This is a genomic window from Paenibacillus sp. J31R30, from assembly GCF_059692115.1.
The window spans coordinates 1,269,350-1,290,345 of sequence record NZ_JCAUAV010000002.1 but is presented as its reverse complement, the minus strand read 5'-3'; the positions used below and the strand labels follow the sequence as shown (position 1 = coordinate 1,290,345).

15 protein-coding genes are annotated in these 20,996 nt (G+C 45.9%); 2 read left to right on the top strand and 13 right to left on the bottom strand.

Annotated features, from left to right (window positions below):
* Positions 1-471 precede the first annotated feature (471 nt).
* From AC58QO_RS11340 to AC58QO_RS11320, 5 genes are all read right to left on the bottom strand, one after another.
* Positions 472-1,113 carry a hypothetical protein gene (locus AC58QO_RS11340; protein ID WP_497265394.1) on the bottom strand — a complete coding sequence of 214 codons (642 nt, stop codon included), beginning with the start codon at positions 1,111-1,113 and terminating at the stop codon, positions 472-474.
* 109 nt (positions 1,114-1,222) lie between these two features.
* On the bottom strand, positions 1,223-2,095 hold the full coding sequence (locus tag AC58QO_RS11335) for an EamA family transporter (RefSeq protein ID WP_497265393.1): 873 nt from the start codon (positions 2,093-2,095) through the stop codon (positions 1,223-1,225).
* Between the two features lie 36 nt (positions 2,096-2,131).
* On the bottom strand, positions 2,132-4,345 hold the full coding sequence (locus tag AC58QO_RS11330; RefSeq protein ID WP_497265392.1) for a GDYXXLXY domain-containing protein: 2,214 nt from the start codon (positions 4,343-4,345) through the stop codon (positions 2,132-2,134).
* Positions 4,346-4,430: 85 nt separating this feature from the next.
* Positions 4,431-6,251, bottom strand: coding sequence for an ABC transporter ATP-binding protein (locus tag AC58QO_RS11325; RefSeq protein ID WP_497265391.1), 1,821 nt, complete (start codon positions 6,249-6,251; stop codon positions 4,431-4,433).
* A complete protein-coding gene (locus AC58QO_RS11320) occupies positions 6,235-7,989 on the bottom strand; it encodes an ABC transporter ATP-binding protein (protein WP_497265390.1) in 1,755 nt (584 codons plus the stop codon). Before AC58QO_RS11320 ends, AC58QO_RS11325 begins: the two co-directional genes overlap by 17 nt.
* Before the next feature lie 184 nt (positions 7,990-8,173).
* Between AC58QO_RS11320 and AC58QO_RS11315 the strand changes: the two genes are divergently transcribed.
* Both AC58QO_RS11315 and AC58QO_RS11310 read left to right on the top strand, forming a co-directional pair.
* The gene (locus AC58QO_RS11315; RefSeq protein ID WP_477590763.1) at positions 8,174-8,380 is read left to right on the top strand and encodes a YrzA family protein; all 207 of its coding nucleotides are present in this window, start codon (positions 8,174-8,176) and stop codon (positions 8,378-8,380) included.
* 1 nt (position 8,381) lies between these two features.
* Positions 8,382-9,299 (top strand): helix-turn-helix domain-containing protein, encoded by a 918-nt coding sequence (locus AC58QO_RS11310; RefSeq protein ID WP_497265389.1) that lies wholly within the window; start codon positions 8,382-8,384, stop codon positions 9,297-9,299.
* Positions 9,300-9,316: 17 nt separating this feature from the next.
* On the opposite strand, the gene AC58QO_RS11305 is transcribed toward AC58QO_RS11310, so the two are convergent.
* The 8 genes from AC58QO_RS11305 to AC58QO_RS11270 all read right to left on the bottom strand — a co-directional run bounded on the left by AC58QO_RS11305 (position 9,317) and on the right by AC58QO_RS11270 (position 20,979).
* Positions 9,317-10,276, bottom strand: coding sequence for an acetylxylan esterase (locus AC58QO_RS11305; RefSeq protein WP_497265388.1), 960 nt, complete (start codon positions 10,274-10,276; stop codon positions 9,317-9,319).
* Between the two features lie 24 nt (positions 10,277-10,300).
* The gene (locus tag AC58QO_RS11300) at positions 10,301-11,947 is read right to left on the bottom strand and encodes a hypothetical protein (protein WP_497265387.1); all 1,647 of its coding nucleotides are present in this window, start codon (positions 11,945-11,947) and stop codon (positions 10,301-10,303) included.
* Positions 11,948-12,155: 208 nt separating this feature from the next.
* The gene (gene ald, locus AC58QO_RS11295; RefSeq protein WP_497265386.1) at positions 12,156-13,271 is read right to left on the bottom strand and encodes an alanine dehydrogenase; all 1,116 of its coding nucleotides are present in this window, start codon (positions 13,269-13,271) and stop codon (positions 12,156-12,158) included.
* A gap of 122 nt (positions 13,272-13,393) precedes the next feature.
* Entirely contained in the window at positions 13,394-15,049 is a 1,656-nt protein-coding gene (locus tag AC58QO_RS11290; RefSeq protein ID WP_497265385.1) for a PucR family transcriptional regulator, read from the bottom strand.
* A gap of 382 nt (positions 15,050-15,431) precedes the next feature.
* Entirely contained in the window at positions 15,432-16,589 is a 1,158-nt protein-coding gene (locus AC58QO_RS11285) for a DUF2264 domain-containing protein (protein WP_497265384.1), read from the bottom strand.
* On the bottom strand, positions 16,582-17,703 hold the full coding sequence (locus AC58QO_RS11280) for a glycoside hydrolase family 88 protein (protein WP_497265383.1): 1,122 nt from the start codon (positions 17,701-17,703) through the stop codon (positions 16,582-16,584). The genes AC58QO_RS11285 and AC58QO_RS11280 overlap by 8 nt, the downstream gene beginning before the upstream one ends.
* Before the next feature lie 469 nt (positions 17,704-18,172).
* Positions 18,173-18,955, bottom strand: coding sequence for an SDR family NAD(P)-dependent oxidoreductase (locus AC58QO_RS11275; RefSeq protein ID WP_497265382.1), 783 nt, complete (start codon positions 18,953-18,955; stop codon positions 18,173-18,175).
* A 938-nt stretch (positions 18,956-19,893) separates the two neighbouring features.
* Entirely contained in the window at positions 19,894-20,979 is a 1,086-nt protein-coding gene (locus AC58QO_RS11270) for a Gfo/Idh/MocA family protein (protein WP_497265381.1), read from the bottom strand.
* Positions 20,980-20,996 lie beyond the last annotated feature (17 nt).

Sequence of the window (20,996 nt, the reverse complement as noted above, 5' to 3'; positions counted from 1 at the left end):
GCCCTTTCTCTCGCTGTAAGCGTGTCAATGGGATTAAAATAAACGGCTACGCCGACCTTCAAGGACTTCACCTACATGCTCATGTGGCATGAAGCTGCGTGTTGTAACTTGCATGAGACATCCTCCAAGCTGCAAACTGCAACCAGCATACTCTCAATCTGCTGAGAAATGCAAAAGTGCAACTTTTCTCTATCAAATACACGATTTCAGCTAAAATTGATGCTAAAAGGCATCAATTTGTGCATATTCCGCTCTGTTTAGTCCTTTTCGACCCCAAAAGATGCCTATTTGCATTTATTTAACACGTCGAAGTGAATTCCCCTGAAAAGGATGCTCTTTTGCATTTTTGCCACCTGTGAACCGAATATAATTAAGGGGCAAGCTTCGCTTACCCCAAAAAACCAATCAATTCTGATCTTTGAAAACAAACAGCCAAGAGGGAATCCCTCCTGGCTGTCGTCTTTTCGATCCTTATTGACCTAAATTATTTTCCTCATACAAACGGTACATCGCTTGAATCAACGGTTCTGCTGGGTCACGATTCAATAAGTATAACGTCATTAAATATTGCAAAGGTAGTGCGCATGTATTATTGCCTTCTTCAACTGCGACAAAGCCAGCCTCAAGAACCGGGCCATGCTCTTCATGAAGCTCAAGATCTACATAGATCTTCTGCTCAGGGAATTCCTCGCGAACTGCAGCCGCACAGTAGGGAACAATATGCTTGTCCAACAGTTCTTTGGCTTCATCTTCGGATTGTGGTGGATTCGGAAGAAGGTGACTTTCTTCACTTCTCAACAAATCAACGAAGAATGAGGACATCCACAGACCTGCATTTGGATTCGTTTGGAAATTTCTCATAATTTCATTCAAGAAAAATCCGCATGCTGTGGACTTCTCATCTTTTTTAAGTGTAAAAGCAAACATCGGACCGTAGGTCGGGTTATTACCAATTTGACCATCAACTTCATACTCAGGAAATTGTTCTTTCACAATTTCAAGGATATGTTGGAACCATGTAATAATGACTTGGGCCTGATCGCGTTCTGGATCATGTTCGGGATCATGTTCGTTCCCTACGAGTGCTTCTGTTTCGATATCTTTGTCTGTCATTGTCGTTAAAGCCTCCTGAATCATTCTTAATGGCACGAATATTCCTATTGTACCGCATTTACGCCAGATCAGAAAGTATATGTTGTAATTTACATGGCAAAAAGCATTTTCAAGAAGCAACTAGCTTCATCATCAGTATGCCTACCATTGCTATGGCAAGGCCAGATTGTTCCAGCTTCGAGAATTTATCCTTCAGAATAAATCGCGTATACAGCAGCACAATCAAGACATTCAGGGCAACTACGGCCGAAACAAGTCCCGTTATCCCATGTGCAAACCCATGAATGATTAGTATCATTCCCAACACATTGGTAATGCCGACAATCATCCCGAATATGAATGTCTTACGTTCAGTCCATGCACTTGTAATTCCTGCTGATTGCTGCGCATCACCATGTTTCTTATCTCTCCGCCACCAAATGGCGAAGCAAATTGTGCCTGTTGCAAACATAAAGAACAACGTTGGAAAGAGTGATGCATGAACTAGGGTTGTCCATTTACTGGACAAGTCGTTAAAAGCAAACAGGAGGAGTGCAATAACCCCCCAGCCTGCACCCTGCAGATTTTTTAAGGTAATATCATTGGAGTACCTAACAAATAAAATACCTATGACAATTACAACAAAGGCAAACAGCTGAAGAAAATTCAGCCGTTCACCCCATAGCATATAGGCAAATAGTACAACAACTACTGAGGGCAGCCCTGTCAATATCGCGACTAACGAAGCCTTGCCCACTGCGAATCCTTTGAACATGCTGGCGTTGGCCCCGAAGGAAAACAACCCCATTTGAATCCCAATAAACGCCGAGATTTCCCACTCTGACTGCCATATTAGGGCACATGCTAAACTCACAACTGCCCCCATAGCAAAGGTTCCACAGAGCAGGACATTTCGATTCAATGATTGCTGACTTGACCAATGATAAAGAATACCTCGCAGGCCAAAGCACAGCGCCGCGAGGACGGAAAATAGGAGCCACATGATATTCGTTACCTCATTCTTTCTATAAATGCTGACTTATTTCTCTGTTAATCGTACTAAGATCGCATCCCCGCTTGCTGATACTTTGACTTCAGCAAACTTGGCATTCTGTTCATACTCTCTCCCCGTGCCTTCTGAGATAAAGAAATTCTCGATACCGTACACAATACCCTCGTAGCCCTCTCTCTCACCATTCAAGCGTACTTCATCAGGTGCAAGCTGTTCGCCTGACTTATATTCCCGACGGAACTCATAGACATCGGAGGTACCACTGGGGGCAAGAACAACGGCTATTTTCCCTTTGGAATTCAGTTCTTCCACATGTCGATAGATCTCAGGCTCTGAAATCACGTAACGCAAGCGAACATAGTCACCTTGGATCAATGAACGCGGATCCAGCGGCTGCAGCTGCAGCTTAATCAGCTTGCCATGACTGAGAAGGTACTCACTCTTGCCTATTTGCAAAGACATTGCTGCTACTTGCAATAACACTAATAGTGCGATAATCCAACGGTTCGGTCCATAAACGGGACGAGGAAGCGTAGTCTCGTCTGGTTCAAGTCCCTGCCTCTTTTCAATCCATACTGTAAACCCAAGAATGAGAATTCCGATAATGGCGAAGCTAATTGATTTATGCAAGAGCTTCCATGCCAGATCGTAATATTTGTATACGAGGAAAGCGATCCAGAAGCCCATCGACCATGCGAATATCCAGCGAACCTGAAGTTGTCTGCTTATTAGGATGGCAGCTAGAACGAGCAGGAAGAACAAGGCATTCGTAGCGTAATACCACCCAGACTCTGTCATAAAGGTTAATGCGAATAACGATAACAAGAAGGCTGGCAGACTACTGTACAATATTGGCTCACGAAATGTTACCTGACGGATCAAATGACCACCAGCGAACAGTAGGAACAGCAAGCCTGAAAGGATACTAAGTACCGCGACACCATCATTCATCCAATCGAACAATACAAAAGCCAGAATGATCACAGAAGCTAAGTAAAATAGAATCCTTGTCACCAATCCATTCAAATACAAGAAAGCAACTACAGTTAGCGCTAGGAAGATAAGCAGCATCGATGATTGTTCCGTTCCGACTGCCGCGCCAACCCCCAACATAAGTCCACTGATCAAAATGGTAAACCGAGCTAATACATTGAATTTCTTAGCCGCCAACATCCCAATAACGGATAGAAAACCATATCCAATCAAGATATTCGCAGGATCATCAAACCCTAGAACGACTGTCACTAATCCAATCAGTGTAAAACTACCTAACAGTGAACCGATGATGATCACGGAAATCGTGAGCACGCGAACGACCCATTTCGTGAAGTCACCATCTCTTTTCTCTACCGTTGCAGTTTCACTACCTGTGTTCTCCTCCATTCGCTCAGAGGCAGGCTTCCAGGCACGTACATAGTTCATAAACATCACATTGGCGCCAATAAACACAATTACGAACAACAAGCTGATGATAAAAAATAATTCATTATGATACTCGATGATAATTTCAATGTATTTGCACGTAATCGCAGCCGAAATCCATAGTCCTGAGAACAACAGGTACACTTTATTCTGAGTCTTGTGCGCATACATCACGGCAAGGGCTAGCACAGCAGCAAGAGGCACATTCATCCAGATCCCGTAATGCTCAAACATATGGGACACTGACATGATAATGAAGATACAAATTGTCGCTTGAAAAGTCACCCATTTAAGAAATGGAGAATATAAACGGCCCCTCTCAAACAGGACGAACAAGGAGCCGTTCATTACCGCTAGCCCTAACCATATCGTGAGGGTCACCCCTTCCGCTTCGGAATAGCTCCCCCATTTCGGGAAAAAGAACAATCCATAAGCAAGATGGCCTAAAATATAACTTAACACATAATAGGGCTGCCATCGGGTAAGAATCGCGTACAGCATAGCTGGCAGGAACCAAACGAGAAATAGGCTGTAACTATCTGCATGCGAATTGTAAGTTTGACCAATCAGCCCGACACCAACCCCAAAGGAAATGCAACTTGCAAACAAGCTTAATTTACTTAAAAACTCTCTTCCTCCTTGGCGAGAAAGCCAAACGGATAGACCGTAGAACCCTATAATGAGCACGAATACTGGAATAAATTTCTCTAATCGGTTTAGCTTCTCCCAGTTCGAGGCGAAGAAGTAACCGATAGCAGTTAAAAGAGCACTGGCCCCCAATACATACCCAAGTTGGATCATGATTTTGTTGGATTTCATGCTGTTTTCCCTCCTCTCGACTTACCACTAATTGTACAGGAGATCACCGATTTGAGAAGTACTATCTATTCCTAGTACCTGATCATTAGCCTATGGAAGAAACCCGACCGTCGGCTTCATTCCCTTGCGCATGACTTCCTTGCGAATGGTGAACCAATTGCTCATAGACGCCCCCGAGTGCAAGCAGCTCTGCGTGTGTTCCTTCTTCTACAATTTCCCCGTGACTCATCACAATAATACGGTCGGCATGCATAATCGTTGAGATCCGGTGCGCAATCACTATGGTCGTTCTTCCTTCTGCGACAATGTTCAGTGCGGATTGGATGAGCTGCTCGGTCTGTGAATCCAAGTTCGCTGTAGCTTCATCTAGAATGAGTACTTTAGGCTGGAAGACGATAATCCGAGCAAAAGAAATCAATTGTCGCTCACCCGCCGACAGCCCGCTCCCTCTCTCCGAAATGCGTGTGTCATACCCATCCTTCATGCGTGTGATCAGCGTATCCGCACCGACCAATTTGCAGGCATCGATAACGGTCTCGCGCGAAATCTGAGGATCGAACATGCGTACATTTTCCACAATGCTGCCCGCATATAAGTAAGGCTCTTGTTGCACCAAGCCAATCGTCCGATGCAGATCTGCCTGAGAAATATCCCGTATATCGATACCATCGATCCGAATGCTGCCTTCCTGCACATCATAGAAGCGGCACAGCAAGCTGATCAGTGAGCTTTTGCCTGCACCCGTCGTGCCTACAATACCGATCATGTCGCCAGGAGCGATATGTAAGTCCAGATTTTCAATGACCGCTGTGTCCTTCTGATAGCCGAAATGAACATGATCAAAGCGAATTTCACCTTTAACATCCTTTAACTGGATCAACTCAGAAGCCTCTTTGTCCTTCACTTCAGGCTGTGCCGAGAAAATATTCCAAATCCGAGTCAAGGAAACCTGTGTGGACTGCAGAGTATTCCATTGCTGCGTAATATTATTGATCGGCTGAAAAAACTGTCTAATATAGGTGATGAAGGCATAGAGCACACCAAATTCAATCGCTTTATCGAATACGGCAATACCGCCAATCCACGTAATAAAAGCAACAGATAAATTCCCCAAAATATCGAAAGAGCGGTTGAATAAGACATTCGTCCGTATCTCTCTCAAGTTCGCCCGGAAATAGCCCGTGTTCTTATCTGTAAAACGGCTCATCTGCTCCTTCTCTTGATGAAACGCTTGAATCAGATGCATACCCGATAAATTTTCAGCTGTGAAAGCGACCATTTGAGATAACTTTGAACGCGAAAGCTGATAGGTTTTGCGCATATACGAGCGGAAGCTCACCGCGATAAGCATGATGATCGGAATGACTATCATACTGTACATCGTCAATACGGGATCCAAGTGATACATAAGCACAATGATGAAGATCAGTGTCATGCTGTCACGTACCAAGCTCAGGAGCACCTGCGTGAAAAACTGGTTCAACGTTTCCGTATCGCTGGACACATGGGTGATAAGGCTGCCGCTTGGCGTTTTGTCATAATAAGACATCGATTGCTTGAAAATATGCTGGAACAAGTCCTTGCGGATTTTGGCTACGATGCTCTGACCTGCGAATTGCAGCAGATTATTTTGCAAGTAGCTGAAAATCAAGCTCGAGATGGATAACACCCCATACAGTAAACAGATCATGATCAGCGAAGTGAAATCATTTTTGCCGATCATCAGATTATCGTCGATTGCAATTTTGACCAAATACGGCTGAAACAAATCAGCTGCAATTCCTAATAACGCGCATATGACTACAGCAAAAAAAGTTAATCTGTGCGGTTTGGCATATACGGCTAACGAACGAAACGAAGCTTGTGTTTGCTTACGATCTTGTGGAGGTTTATTCCGCTTGAACATCGTCGCTGCCTCCTTCCTGTATCGCGTACAGCTCCGCATACAACCCATTCTGCGCAAGCAGTTGATCATGCGTCCCGCGTTGAACGATTCTACCTTCATGCAGCACGATGATTTCATCGGTGTGCTTGAGTGCGGAGATCCGATGAGCAATCCAAATGGTCGTCTTATTCAAACGCTCTTGTCGAATCGCATCAATGATATGCTTCTCCGTCACTGAATCTACCGCACTGACGCTGTCATCTAGAATCATTAAAGGTGAATCCTTAATAATGCCTCTCGCTAAGCTCGTTCGTTGGCGCTGACCACCCGACAAGGTGATTCCGCGTTCTCCGAGCTTCGTCTCAAACTTTTCTGGAAATGAAACGATGCTGGACAAAATTTGCGCCTTGTTCGCTGCATGCTCCACTTTTTCTATGGAGGATTCCCTTTTGAAGAAAGCTATATTATCCCGAATCGATGTACTGAAGAGAAAGCCTTCCTGCGGTACGTAAGCGATTTGATTTCGCAAGCTTTCTAGCGTCACATCGCGGATATCGCTATCTCCGATCCAAACCGTTCCCTCCGGAGGATCATAGATCCGGAGCATGATTTTCATTAGGGTGGATTTCCCGCTGCCTGTTTTGCCAATAATACCGATCGATTTGCCTGGCTCAATCGTAAGTGATATATCATGGAGCACTTCATCCTCATCATCCGGATAAGAGAACGACAAATGCTCAATACGAATCTCTTCTTGATCGAGATGCGTAGGCTGCGCAAGCTCTTTCTGCTGAATTTCCGATTCCATCGCAAGCAGCTCATTCACTCGTTCCAAGGAAGCCCGTGAACGCTGAAGTGCATTAATCACACGGCCAATTTGCTGCAAGGGATTGACCATCATCCGAATATACAGCGTTAATTCAACGAAATGCCCAATCGTAATTCGACCATGAATCGTCAAATAGCCCCCGAAGGCAATCGCAATAATTAGCGATACCGCACCCAGAAACGGAATTAAAGCTTCAAATAACGAAGAAAGTCGAACTAATTTTAATTGATTGTCACGTATGCGATCGACCGTTTCACTAAATCGACCAATCATAATTGGTTCTACAGCGAATTTCTTGGCAACACGGATGCCTCCGAATTGCTCCTCAGCTGACTCTGTCATCGTTCCTAATGCTTCTTGGACCTGTAGGGATCGTTCCTTAATCACTGGTTGAAACTTAACGGATAACACAGGAATAAGTAATAAGGGCACGATACAGATCAGAATCACATACAACGGAATGGAGCTAAACAACATCGAAACGATAGCGGCTGCTATTAAAATGACGGAGTTCGTAATCTGGTTGATTCCTAATGAAATGGATTCACGGATAACCGTGACGTCGTTCATTACGTAGCTCAGCAGCTTGCCTACACCATTTTTCGAATAAAAGGTTGCCCCTAAGTGGGTGAAATGATCGAATAAGCGATTTCTCGTTTCGAATTCGAAGCGTCTCCCGTTCCGCATGATCATATATTGCCCAATCGCGCACAATACACCGTAGGTAATACCAATGACGAGCAGCTGCACACTATACTGAGCAATTAAGCTTTTACTGAGACCACCCTTCTGGAGCTGGTCCGTGAACATCCCTAGCAGCTTCGGATAGTACGAGTGAACAATGTTCCCTACCGCAATAGAGAGTGCGGCGATGACATACAACGGCCATTTCTTTAGTAAGAAATCAACCAATAACCGTGTAGGCTTCAAAACTACATCACTTCCCATTACAATTTTGACTGGCATGTAAGACTTAAACCATGTATTCTAAACGTCCGATCCCCTATCATTTCCCAGTATACGCCTCTTCAGATATACTTCCTATATCAGATATTGACGTTATAATAAGAGAAGCCGTCATAAATTTACATATAACTGAAGGAGGCGCAGGATCATGGACTTTATTTTAGATCGTATTGAAAATAAAATTGAGTTTTTTCAAGCTTATGATTTAAAAACACTTGAAAAGAAAATCAATGAACAAATTGATAATAACAAGGCGCTGATGCTCGATGTGTATGCCATCCAGCACAACATCGTATTCGACCCGAATGCGGGGAAAATGTTGTATAGCGCTGTTGTTCATTTCAAAGTGAAATAGGATGACGATCAAGCGAAGCATTACGGAAACGGCTGGCCACTTATTTTTCGTGCCTGAACTGCCCCTCTATGTAAATCGTGTTCACGAATCCTTCGACATGCAGCAGCACACCCATGATTTCATCGAAATCAGCTATGTGGCTGAAGGAAGCGGATCCCATTATATTGACAATGTCAGTCTGAAGGTGACCAAAGGAGATCTCTTCTTCCTGCCGGTTGGCATCTCCCATGTGTTCCGACCTTCCTCGACGAATCAAAAAAAACCGCTCATCGTGTATAACTGTATTTTTACACAGGCATGGATGAACCAATTGCTTCAGCATGCTGCAATGATGGGCGAGCAAGAAATTCCGCATTTTTTTCAAAAAGCGGTTGAGCCTAATAGCGAAGTCGAATTTCTCTCCTTCCATGAGCAGAACGGAGAGTTCCAGCCACTGTTCGAGCGATTACATTTTGAGTATAATGCCCGTCGTGTTGGCTTTATTACGGTTATGCAGGCTTGTGTAGAGCAGCTGTTCGTGTACATGCATCGTGCGAAGCTGGATCCGCTCCCACAAGTTCCACAAGCAAATATGAAAAGCATCGAAAATCTGCTGAGCTTTATTCGTATGAATTACAGCAGACCAATTACGCTTGTAGAGGCGGCGACCAAGTTATCCATTAGTGAACGCCAGCTTCAACGACAGTTGAAAAAGCTCACTGGCATGAGCTTCACAACGTATGTGCAGCATGCTCGATTGGAAGCTTGTTGTCAGTATTTGCGTGAATCCTCCGATAAAATCAGTGACATTGCTGCACGGGTTGGGTATCAGGATATGAAATTCTTCAACCAGCTTTTCAAAAAGATGATCGGTGTCACACCGAGCCAATATCGCCTGCAGCAGACTGAGCGCAAAAAACCACTCACATTGATAGAATGAGAGTGGTTTTGTTTTTGTTAAAGATCCAACATAAACTGGAGAGTCAAATCACCGAAGCCTGGTAATCCCTCATGTCCGAAATCAGGGAATATTTCAAGCTTTTTATTTGATTTGATCTTATTGTATGCGGCAAATTGTGTAGACGGAGGGCATACGGTATCTATGAGACCAACAGCCATCATCACATCACCTTCGATGCGATTAGCCAAATTTTGAATATCGATGTAACCCAATTTGGTAAAATATTCTTCCTCACGCTTATGTTGCGGGTCATGACGGCGGAAAAAGTCTTTCAGCTCTTGATAGGCATCCTTCGCCAAATCCATCTCCCACACGCGCTTATAGTCGCTTAGGAAAGGATAGACGGGTGCTAATTTCTTAATGCGTGGCTCAAGCGCCGCACAAGCAATCGTCAAAGCACCGCCTTGCGATCCTCCCATTGCACCCACACGCGTAGGATCAACCTCAGGCATGTTCATCGCAATACCCGCAAGCTGTGCGGTATCCAAGAAGATATCACGGAATAAGAGCTGGTCCGGATGATCGTCCAAACCGCGAACAATATGCCCTCTTAATGTCGTCCCTTTGGTTCCGCCAACGTCCTCGGATAAACCGCCTTGACCGCGGCAATCCATGGAGAAGAAGGAATAGCCTAGCGCTGCATAGGAAAGCTTGTCATGCCAATCCCCTGAATTCCCGGAATATCCATGGAACTGAACGATAGCTGGATGCGGCTCAGTCACATGCTTCGGGCGAATATACTTCGCGTAAATTCGCGCTCCCTTAACACCTGTGAAATACAGATCAAAACAGTCAGCATACGGCACTTGAAATTCACTTGGACGAAGCTCAATTTGGGGATCTACCGCTTTCATTTCAGCGATCGCACGCTCCCAATACGCATCAAAATCATCAGGTCGAGGGTTACGTCCTTCGTACGTGAGAAGCTTTTCTAATGGGAAATCAATTGCTGGCATGTGTCCATCCTCATTTCTATGAATTTAAGCGACCGTATAGGAATTGAAATCAATAGATTCACCGTCGACAAGTCTTGTGATTTCCTTCGCCCGATCGCCGCTTAATAACAACGTTTGATTTGTCAATGAAGTGTATGTGATCGTGTTAGCTGCACTGTAATTAGGTTGCTTAGCCATCATCATTTCTGCAAAATGGTGAACATCGCGAATACCGTATGACTCTGCGGACGCCAGTTCGATACATTCGACGACGACTGCATTCGTTCTACCACGGCTAGTTACAAAGCAGCGATCTTCCAGAACCTCGCGGTTGTACGGTTGCTGAATAAATACAGCCATCAGGACGTTACCGATGCGGCCAAATAGTCCGCCTGACTCCTCTACCCACTCCCCTAAAGGTAGGCACCCTTTGATGTAGGAAGGCTGATCCTCTGGCATTGCGTACGTAGCCATAATTACATTCCGATGAAAAAGCACTTCTGTGTATTCGCTTTGATGACGTAAATCTCCTTCTGGCTGCTCCAAATCCGGATGGAAAAAATAAGCATGGTTCACGCCTTGCACGTCATCGAGCGGGAGGGCAACGTCCCAGCGGTGCTGCTCGTTATCAAACTCGCGAATTCGCTCCCACATACCGCCCATTGCAAAGCTATCTGACATGTAGACATAGCTGTGGAGATGATCATTCTCATGCTCAGCTTGACTAATTTGCTTGGGAATTTGTCGTTTGATTTCCACGGGTATTGCTGACCGATTCAGAGCATCTTGCAGACTTTGCTCAGGTGCTTCATGCACAAGGAAACCCGCATATTCCGTTCTAGGCATGTGAGCCGGCAGCTCGAAATCCCCGAATTGCACGTAATCATGCAGTACATTCGTATCCTTCGGCATATCATGCGGCCAAATCCGTGAATGCGGACCAACCCATGCGCCTCCGAGGTAGTACGTTGCACGAACGTTCCAAAGATAATCCAGCATGCGAGTTAGCTCAGTCCGGATTTCTGTATCTGGGATCAGCTGCCACGCACATGTGAATGCCTGCACCCAATGCCAAAACCATGGGAGACCACCATACTCCGACATCCCTTTGGTTGTAACACGATCAAGTGTCATTCGTAAGCTTGCTAAGCCATCTTTACGTAAATCAGCATCCTCGTATCGATGTCCGAAAATTAACTTAGCTGCCGTATACTTCGCCTCGTGATGCCCGTAATTAGATATTGGCTTCCGATAAAAGTTACTTTCATAAATATGTCGAAGTGTCTTATCGAATGCCGCTCGAATTGCTTCACTCAACTGCGCCTGATATCGCTGAGCAAAATAAACCATCAAGCTCCCCATCAACTCAACGGGTAATGTATTCTTCTTCGCCTCTTGAGGCGTTGGTCTTAAGTTAAGCGGCCAATGACCATATGTAGCACTCGATGGCTCCTGATCTTGGATCTCTAGCAAATGGTGAAGAATGCGCTCTGCTTTATCCTTCGCCTCGTTGCGATCACCATCGAAAGCGATTGCAGGATTTACTGCAGCGGCGAACAGATAGGATGCGTAATAGAAATTATCACGAACATCCCCTTCGAATAGAAAGCCATTGCTTAGTACAGGTTGTTTATACGCAGCTGCCGCAATGCTAGCAATGATTTCATCTTGTCGTTGCTGTATCGTAGTCAAATTGTCATCTCCTATTATATATGAAGGAATCTAAAGTTGAAACGTTTCACTTGTTCAATTTTATATGTTAATAAATGTAGCGTCAATGCGAAGTTGCTGGGATGTAGGAAAATGTATCTCCTCCCGGGTGGGCGCCTCAGCACACTAGTTACTCCAAATCATATAAAAAAGAACCTCCACAATTTTGTGGAGGCCCTTCAACTTTATTCTATTGAATCAACGAATAAATATCGGTATGCGTATAACCATGCGCCTCTGCAACGGCTTGGTAGGTTACGTGACCTTGGGCCACGTTAATCCCTTTGGCAATGGCTTTGTTGTCGAGCGCAGCACGCGCGAAGCCTTTGCCTGCAATTTGCAAACCGTAGGTAGTCGTGACATTTGTCAGCGCCAATGTAGATGTACGAGCGACGGCTCCCGGCATGTTAGCTACGGCATAATGGATAACACCATGCTTCACATAGGTTGGTTGATCATGAGTAGTAATACGGTCGATCGTCTCGATCGAACCACCTTGATCAATCGCAACGTCAATAATCACGCTGCCAGGGCTCATCGTTTTCACCATTTCCTCCGTCACAAGGCGAGGTGCGCGAGCTCCTGGGATAAGTACCGCGCCAACGACCAAATCAGCGGTGCGTACGACTTCTGCAATGTTGTAAGGATTCGACATGATCGTTTTCACGCGTCCTTGAAACAGATCATCCAGTTGACGAAGACGGTCAGCATTCAAGTCTATGATCGTCACATCTGCGCCGAGGCCGATAGCCATTTTGGCTGCATTAGCCCCGACGATGCCGCCACCAATGACTGCGACTTTACCTGGTTCAACACCCGGTACACCACCTAGCAGAATCCCTTTGCCGCCATGCGCTTTCTCCAAAAAGTGAGCACCGATCTGCACGGACATGCGTCCAGCCACTTCACTCATCGGCGTTAATAGCGGCAAGCTTCCATTGTCGAGCTGAATAGTTTCATAGGCGATGGCTGTCACTTTTTTGCTTACCAAGGCATGCGTCAATTCCGCCTCAGGTGCGAGGTGTAGATACGTGTACAGAATCAATCCTTCATGGAAGTAACCATACTCCTCTGGTAGCGGCTCTTTCACTTTGACGACCATATCCGATGCCCATACCTCAGCTGCGGATGCTACGATCGTCGCTCCTGCTGCAGCGTAATCCTCATCTGTAAATCCAATGCTGTGCCCGGCTAACGTTTCAATTCTAACTTCATGTCCTGCTTTTTTGTATGATAGCACCGAGCTCGGTGTCATGCCAACGCGAAACTCATTATTTTTGATTTCTTTAGGTACCCCAATAATCATGCCCCATCAACCTCTCTTGAGGACCCCTTGAATGAAGGATCGCTCTCTACTTGTCTCCAAGTATAAGAGAGAATCACATACGTTCCATTAGACATTTTGTCAAAAATTGACCGCTGTTCTTTTCACAATTTTCTCTCCGGGTACAGGAGCTGATAAGCCCTAATCGCTACTTGCAGCGCCAATCTTTGCTCCGGAAGCATATAATTTGCGCCAAGCAGCTCTTCAATTTTGTCCAAACGATAATACAACGATTGTCTTACGATAAAAAGCTGCTGGGCAGCGATTTGCTTCGATCCGTCATGATTGAGATATACCTTCAGCGTTCGCAGCAGCTCACTGCCTTTCAGGTTATCGTGGTCAATAATCGGACCGAGATAGGAGCGAATGAAGGACTCCAGTATCCCCTTGTCCGCAATATGAAATAACAGCTCAAATACACCCAGCTCATCATAAAACATGACGTTCTTCTGCTGCAAAGTGACCGTTAACGACAACGCTTGAAGGGCTTGCTGATAGCTGCGATGCGCCTGCAAAAAGCTTTGATTCGGCTGACCAATCCCGATTTTTAATCGGATCCCCTCGTTATCCTTCATCCCTTGAAGCGATTCAAAAACGTGCTGCAGCCGCTCCTTCGCTGGCTTTTTGGGAGCCTTATCGAACGCAACGACAACAAGTCTGTTGTGCTTCAACGTGATTAACAGATGAAACAACTGCCCTTCAAAAATAGAACGTGCCGCAAGTGACAAATGTAAACCCGCAGACTCAATCCCGTCGTCTTCTGTGGGCTGCTCTTCTTCGTGCTCTTGTTCAAATTCAAGTAAAATCACCTGAAAGGTCAGCGCATTCAGCCGCTTAAATTCAGCACCAATCAGCACCTTAATCTGCTCTTCATCATGAATGCGCATATGGAGCAGATCATCAACCCACAGCGTTTGCGAATACAATTTGCGCTCTTCCATGTAGCGTTTCCGCAATAAATCCTGCGCAATGGAAAGGGAGGCCGAATCCAGAATTAAATACTCGTATTCTTGCGGTTTTCGATCCAGAATGAGCAGAATGTGAGCCCAGGTTTTGCCCATAGCCCCGACTGGCTGAACAATGACCGATTGACCTTCTACGTCTTCAAAATACGGCACAGCGCCTGGACTTTCATGCCCGCTATCTAAGCTTCGGCTTGCCAAAAAAGCCAGCCATTTCGCAGACTCGCGTCTCCCAAGCGGTGGCGTGAACTTCGGCTGTGCATCGACAGGCACATACATGACTTGGCTTTGGGTACTGCTTTGCAGCAGCGCAAGGACATGCGCAACGCCTCGAGAAGATAACGTCATGCGATGAAATTCCCGCGATATTTTCTCCAAATCCTGCAGCGCTTTATGATGCTGATTAATGATATGCGCATGAATATCTTGCGTGATATCAATGAACCGCACGGCTTCCGGGAAAATAATAAGCGGAAAATCATGTGCCTCAGCCGCATCCATCCAAGCTTGCGGAACCGAATTGATGTAGTGTCCCATCTCGATACATAGACAGGTCACATTTCTATGGATTAACTGGTCTAGATAGGTCATGAAGGATCCTGTATCGTCTTTGAAAGCGGCGCCTGTGGTTAGGATCATCTCGCCACCTTGCAGCAGCTGTTCAAACTGAATGACTTCAATGATATGTACCCAGCGAACAAGCCGTCCTAACCCCATTTTGCCAGCCGCGATATAAGCATGTTGAAAGGAAGGACGCGTAAGTACCTCTTCAACAGTTAATTGGTAGTGTTGATGCATGTAATGTCACTTCTCTCTTCTCGTTCTACTCGTCTTCCAAAAGTTATCCACAATCTATCATTCATAGTATATGTGGATATTTATAAGACTGAAAACAATAAATCATTCCCAGCCTAAGTGTACACGAAAATCAGACTGGTTCCAAAGCAATGGGAGTAGACGGCGCGTTCGCTTATCGCGTAAAAGGCAATAGCGCTATACCATAACGTTATTCGGGGCATTGGCACACTCGCAAGGAAAATAGAATGATGGCATAACGCTATTTCTGCTTTTTAGTTGAAAATCAGCCAGTAGATGCACAATAGCTACCAGAACACACATTTTGTGTGCTTTGGTTGCAACAAGAAAAGACTGTCGCGCAACCGCGACAGTCTTTCCAATGCTAATATAATGCCGAATCGATAGCAACCGTTTGGCCTAACCAAACTTTCTGTGAGGTCCATGGTGTAGCTGCACCCTGCCAGAACTCATCATCCGCTGGCAAGCCAAGCGGCAGAAACACCGCGGAGCACAAGTATAAGCTTCCCGTGGAAATGTAAGGCTCGCCCAGCTCGGGCTGATGTCCGCACAGCCCAATTCGCAACCAACCGCCCTCATCGAAGGTGCCTGGCGCTTCAATTAATTTGCTGATAACGGCGGTCAGTGCACCGCGCACTTGAGCTGGAGCTACGCCAACAGGCAGCTCGCGTCGCAACGCTGTCTGTGCCAGCGCTTGGAACGCACCGAAGCGATAAGCTAAGGAACGACCAATAGCTGGGAACGTTCCTTCAGGCGAAATCATGCGTTCCTGTACGGCCGCATAGCGCTGAGCACGTTTCAAGATGTTCTCACGCATTTTACCCCAATCCTCGTAATCCGTTCCAACCTGTTCTATGATATCGACCAACATCGGCTGAATAACGAAGCTGTTGTAGTAATCCGCGTGATAGTCAACGCCATCACCATACATCCCGTCGCCTAAATACCACTGCTCGTGCTGCTTCAATGCAAAATCAACACGCATATGATCGTATTCCTCGCCCATGTAACCAAGCGCTGTCTCTGTCATCGCTGCGAAGAGCAGCCAGTTATTGAAGGCAGGCTTGCGGGTCCGCGATGTTTTCATCGCCGCAGCGAGATTGGCTTGGACTCGCTTATCCAAGTTATGCCACAGCGTGTTAGGCGCACGCAGAATGGCATTAGCAAGGAAAGCCGTATCTACAATCGGCTGTCTACCCTGCGCGAAGTTCAAGAAATCGGGAGATTCTGGATCCGTCGCGGCATCCATAGCCTCACGTACCAGTATGCCGTACGCCAGACGCAGTTTTTCTTCTTCTGCATCCAGCGCAGGTGTCTCCAGCCAAGGCGCCATGCCAACAAGTGTGCGACCGAATGCTTCGAGATGCGTGTATTCACGCTGCACCTCTTGTTTACATTCGACTGGCATCGTGGCACGAAGTTTTCGAGCTGCAAGCGCCCGCAGGACAGGTTCTGCGATTCGCAGCATCGTCTGCACCCAATAAGCGCGATCTGTTCCTACTGCCGATTGCGAATTACTCATACCAATACCCCTTTAAACCTTTTTCTAAACGAAGCAATGCTTCTAGATAATAGTAGTCGCCCCAAATGACATAATCATCTGGCGCTGCCCCACCGCGTACGCTGTATGAACCGCGCTCCAGAAAACCTTGTGCATCTGGTTTACCAATTGTAGCATAAGATTTCACTAACCCTGCCATCGAACGCTGTACGCCATTTTCCAAAGCAGCACGATCTGGATCATCCGCAGCTAAGTGCTCCAAAATTTCCAAAGTACCGGCAGATGCAATCGCAGATGCGGAACTATCTCGTTTCGTCTCGGCATTCACTGGCGCATCGAAGTCCCAATACACCACATCATCCGCAGGAAGACGATCGAAGAAATAACGCGCTAAACGTTTGGCTGTCTCTAAGTAAAGCGGGTTTTTCGTATAGCGATATGAAAGGGCAAAGCCGTAAATCCCCCATGCTTGTCCACGTGTCCATGTTGATCCATCATGGTAACCTTGATGCGTCCCACCGCGTAAAGGTTCACCCGTTTCTTGATCGAAATAGAACGTATGATATGAGGAATCATCCCCGCGTACCAAGTAGCGGCGCGACAAATCAGCATGAATGATAGCAACTTCTTTATATTTAGCTTCGCCAGTTTGCTCATAAGCCCAGTACAACAAAGGTAAATTCAACAGGCAATCGATAATGATCCGCCCACCGTTTTTCTCGTCACCCTCAGGTCCCCAAGCTTGAATATATTGGCCTTTCGGTCTCCAACGCTTCATCAGCACATCTGCAGCTTGCAGCGTAAGTTGTCTCGCGTTTTCATCCTTTTCAAGGATCCATTGTGCCTTCGAAGATAAGGAATAAAGGAAGCCAATATCGTGATGATCTAAGACGGAGTGATTCTCAAGTCTTTGTTTAAAACTCGCAACCGTTCTCTGTGCAGCCTCTTGGAACACTTTGTCCCCGCTATACTGATAGCTCAGCCACAAGATACCTGACCAGAAGCCGTCTGTCCAATCCGTATTTGGATTCAAATGATAAATATCGTTCTCACTGACATGAGGGAACTGATCCCCGAAACGCTCAATATTTACTTTCGTTTTCTGCAAAGCATCCTCAATAGCTTGTTTCCACATGTTAGAATCACTCCGTATCATTTGTTGTAGGTCGCACCATACTAGCTTCATCTTGCTAATTTGTTAAACGTTTAACACCCACTTCTAGATTAATTTGAAACGTTTAACCTGTCAAGAAAAATATACGGCAACATCGTCTTTCTTGCAGGAATACTAACTGTCAAAAAAAATAGGCGCCTCCCACTAAAAAAAAAATAGAACCATCGTCAACTTTCTTACGTAATACTATTCATGCATGACATTCTTTCAGGGTTAGGGAGGTTTCTTGCTTATGACAATGACATTAGCTTTTCGCCAAAACATCTCAATTCGGGACGCTATCTCGATGGTCGTCTGGTATCTAAGAAAGAAACGTAGAGCCTAATCAAGCCATTTCCCTATGAAACATAGAAGAAGAACAAAGCCTATGCCTTTCCATTACTGGAGAGACATAGGCTTTGTTGTATTCGGCAGCAAATGTGGTTTGTATCTATAGGGCTGCGCCTTTTCCACCATCGATGTTCACTGATGTTCCAGTAACGTAGGAGGCAGCATCCGATGCTAAAAAGGTGATCACATTAGCCGCCTCCTCCGCTTTACCGATACGGCCAAGAGGAATATCGTGCTTAGGATCACTTGCGAATTCCTCCCAAGTTAGGTCTGGAGCTACTCTTTTCCATACCTTCTCGATCTGGTCGCTGCGAATCGTTCCAATACACACCGTGTTCACACGAATCTGAGCCGAGCCCAGATCCTTGCTCATTGCGTTCGTCAAGGCCAATCCAGCAGCTCTGCTGACCGACGTTGGAAGCGAGGACGCTGGAGGCGTTTTGGCTGCAGAGGTCGTGATATTCACGATTGAGCCGCCTCCTGCCTCGCGCATGTGGGGAATTGCATACCGCGAGCAGTGAATCGCCCCGAACAATTTCAGCTCCAAATCCTGACGCCATACCTCCGTACCTACTTGCTCAAAAGGTGCAGCAGCTGATGTACCTGCATTATTCACAAGAATTTGTAATCCGCCAAAACGTTGAACTGTCTCTTCAACCGCTCGCTTACAATCAGCTTCCGATGTCACATCTGCCTGAATTGTAAGCACTTCACCCTGGGTCAAATTGGCAATTTGAAAGGCAGCTTCCTTCAGCTGCTCTTCATTCCTAGCGAGTATGGCTACTTTCGCCCCCTCACGGGACAGAGAAATGGCCGTTGCAAGCCCGATTCCTTTGCTTCCTCCTGTGATTAAGGCGACCTTATTTTGTAAGCCTAAATCCATAGCTTTCGCTTCCTTTCTTTCGATAAGTTTCCTTAATAAACGGAATAATTTCTACACAAGGATAAGCATACGCCATCTCCGCGCCATTTTTCAAATCTGAATTGGAACGTCCACGACACTATGGCAAACGGAGTTGCGTAAGTCGAAAAAATCGTGTTACGCGTGACGGACAAAGCAAACGGAGTTGCGTAAGTCGAAAAAGTCGAGTTACGCGTGACGGACATGGCAAACGGAGTTGCGTAAGTCGAGGAAATCGAGTTACGCGTGACGGACATGGCAAATAGAGTTACTTAAGTCGAAAAAATCGAGTTACGCGTGACGGACATGGTAAAAAGAGTTGCGTAAGTCGAAAAAATCGTGTTACGCGTGACGGACATGGCAAAAAGAGTTGCGTAAGTCGAAAAATCGAATTACGCGTGACGGACATGGCAAAAAGAGTTGCGTAAGTCGAAAAAATCGTGTTACGCGTGATGGACAAGGCAAACGGAGTTGCGTAAGTCGAAAAAATCGTGTTACGCGTGATGGACAAAGCAAACGGAGTTGCGTAAGTCGAAAAAATCGTGTTACGCGTGATGGACATGGCAAAAAGAGTTGCGTAAGTCGAAAAAATCGTGTTACGCGTGATGGACAAAGCAAACGGAGTTGCGTAAGTCGAAAAAATCGTGTTACGCGTGACGGACATGGCAAACGGAGTTGCGTAAGTCGAAAAAATCGTGTTACGCGTAATGGACATGGCAAAAAGAGTTGCGTAAGTCGAAAAAATCGTGTTACGCGTGACGGACAAAGCAAACGGAGTTGCGTTAGTCGGCTGCACGCCCCCCCGATGACGAGTGCAATTAACATAAATAAGGAGTAAGCTTCGCTTACCCCAAAACATATATTCACTTTCAAAAAGCCATCAGGACCAACATCCTAATGGCTTTTCATGATATGGAGATCTATTGATTTAAATAAACAGCTTTGCCCGTACGAGCAGACTCGTAAATAGCTTCAAGAATTTGCGAAACCACATAAGCTTGCTCTGGTGTCACGACGGGATCGATATCTTGGTCAATGGCGTTGATCCACGTACGCATTTCTACATCAGCCGCACTTTCGCTTTTACCGTCGTAGAAAGCCACGCCGCCTGTTTTCAATTCAACTTCCGTTGTGTACAAACGGCTATGCTTCTCACCATTGATGCGAAGTCCGCCCTTCATGTCTGCTCCACCCTCGGTACCACTTAGCGAGCATTTCGCTTCATCCACTTCAAGCGTGTTTAATGCCCAGCTGGATTCAAGCATAATTGTCGCGCCATTCTCCATCACGATCATCCCGAAAGCGGAATCCTCAACGGTAAATTTACTCGGATCCCATGGTCCCCATGCGTTGGCAGCATTTTCTGTTTGGGACAATTCATGATAGGACGTACCTAATACAACCTTCGGCTTATAGTTGTCCATCATCCAAAGTGTAAGATCTAGAGCGTGTGTACCGATGTCGATTAATGGGCCTCCACCTTGCTTCTCTTCATCAAGGAAAACACCCCATGTTGGAACCGCACGACGGCGAATCGCATGTGCTTTTGCGAAATAAATGTGCCCAAGCTCACCATCTGCACAGACATTTTTCAAATGCTGACTATCTGGACGGAAGCGGTTGTTGTAGCCAATCGTCAGCTTTTTACCTGTGCGCTTCGCTGCTTCAACCATGCGCTTCGCATCTTCCGCTGTCTTCGCCATCGGCTTCTCACACATAACATGCTTGCCTGCCTCAAGGGCTGCAATCGAAATTTCCGCATGTGAAATATTCGGTGTTAATACGTGCACAATGTCAATCGTGGCATCTTGCAATACTTCTTTATAATCCTCGCAAACTAGCGCGCCTTCAATTCCATATTTCGCTGCAGCGGTTGCTGCACTCTCTTGAACAATGTCACAAAATGCGACTAATTCAACATTTGACAGCTTGCTCAAGCTTGGCAAATGCTTGCCATTCGCAATTCCACCGCAACCAATAATTCCAATTCGATACTTACGTGACATGTGACGACCTCCAGTAG

Bases quoted from the DNA above. Each gene is read 5' to 3' on its own strand.
- AC58QO_RS11335 (WP_497265393.1), bottom strand. From the start codon at position 2,095: ATGTGGCTCCTATTTTCCGTCCTCGCGGCGCTGTGCTTTGGCCTGCGA.
- AC58QO_RS11290 (WP_497265385.1), bottom strand. From the start codon at position 15,049: ATGCATCAACACTACCAATTAACTGTTGAAGAGGTACTTACGCGTCCT.
- AC58QO_RS11305 (WP_497265388.1), bottom strand. From the start codon at position 10,276: ATGCCAGCAATTGATTTCCCATTAGAAAAGCTTCTCACGTACGAAGGA.
- AC58QO_RS11280 (WP_497265383.1), bottom strand. From the start codon at position 17,703: ATGTGGAAACAAGCTATTGAGGATGCTTTGCAGAAAACGAAAGTAAAT.
- AC58QO_RS11325 (WP_497265391.1), bottom strand. From the start codon at position 6,251: ATGTTCAAGCGGAATAAACCTCCACAAGATCGTAAGCAAACACAAGCT.
- ald (WP_497265386.1), bottom strand. From the start codon at position 13,271: ATGATTATTGGGGTACCTAAAGAAATCAAAAATAATGAGTTTCGCGTT.
- AC58QO_RS11285 (WP_497265384.1), bottom strand. From the start codon at position 16,589: ATGAGTAATTCGCAATCGGCAGTAGGAACAGATCGCGCTTATTGGGTG.
- AC58QO_RS11340 (WP_497265394.1), bottom strand. From the start codon at position 1,113: ATGACAGACAAAGATATCGAAACAGAAGCACTCGTAGGGAACGAACAT.
- AC58QO_RS11275 (WP_497265382.1), bottom strand. From the start codon at position 18,955: ATGGATTTAGGCTTACAAAATAAGGTCGCCTTAATCACAGGAGGAAGC.
- AC58QO_RS11310 (WP_497265389.1), top strand. From the start codon at position 8,382: ATGACGATCAAGCGAAGCATTACGGAAACGGCTGGCCACTTATTTTTC.
- AC58QO_RS11315 (WP_477590763.1), top strand. From the start codon at position 8,174: ATGGACTTTATTTTAGATCGTATTGAAAATAAAATTGAGTTTTTTCAA.
- AC58QO_RS11270 (WP_497265381.1), bottom strand. From the start codon at position 20,979: ATGTCACGTAAGTATCGAATTGGAATTATTGGTTGCGGTGGAATTGCG.
- AC58QO_RS11330 (WP_497265392.1), bottom strand. From the start codon at position 4,345: ATGAAATCCAACAAAATCATGATCCAACTTGGGTATGTATTGGGGGCC.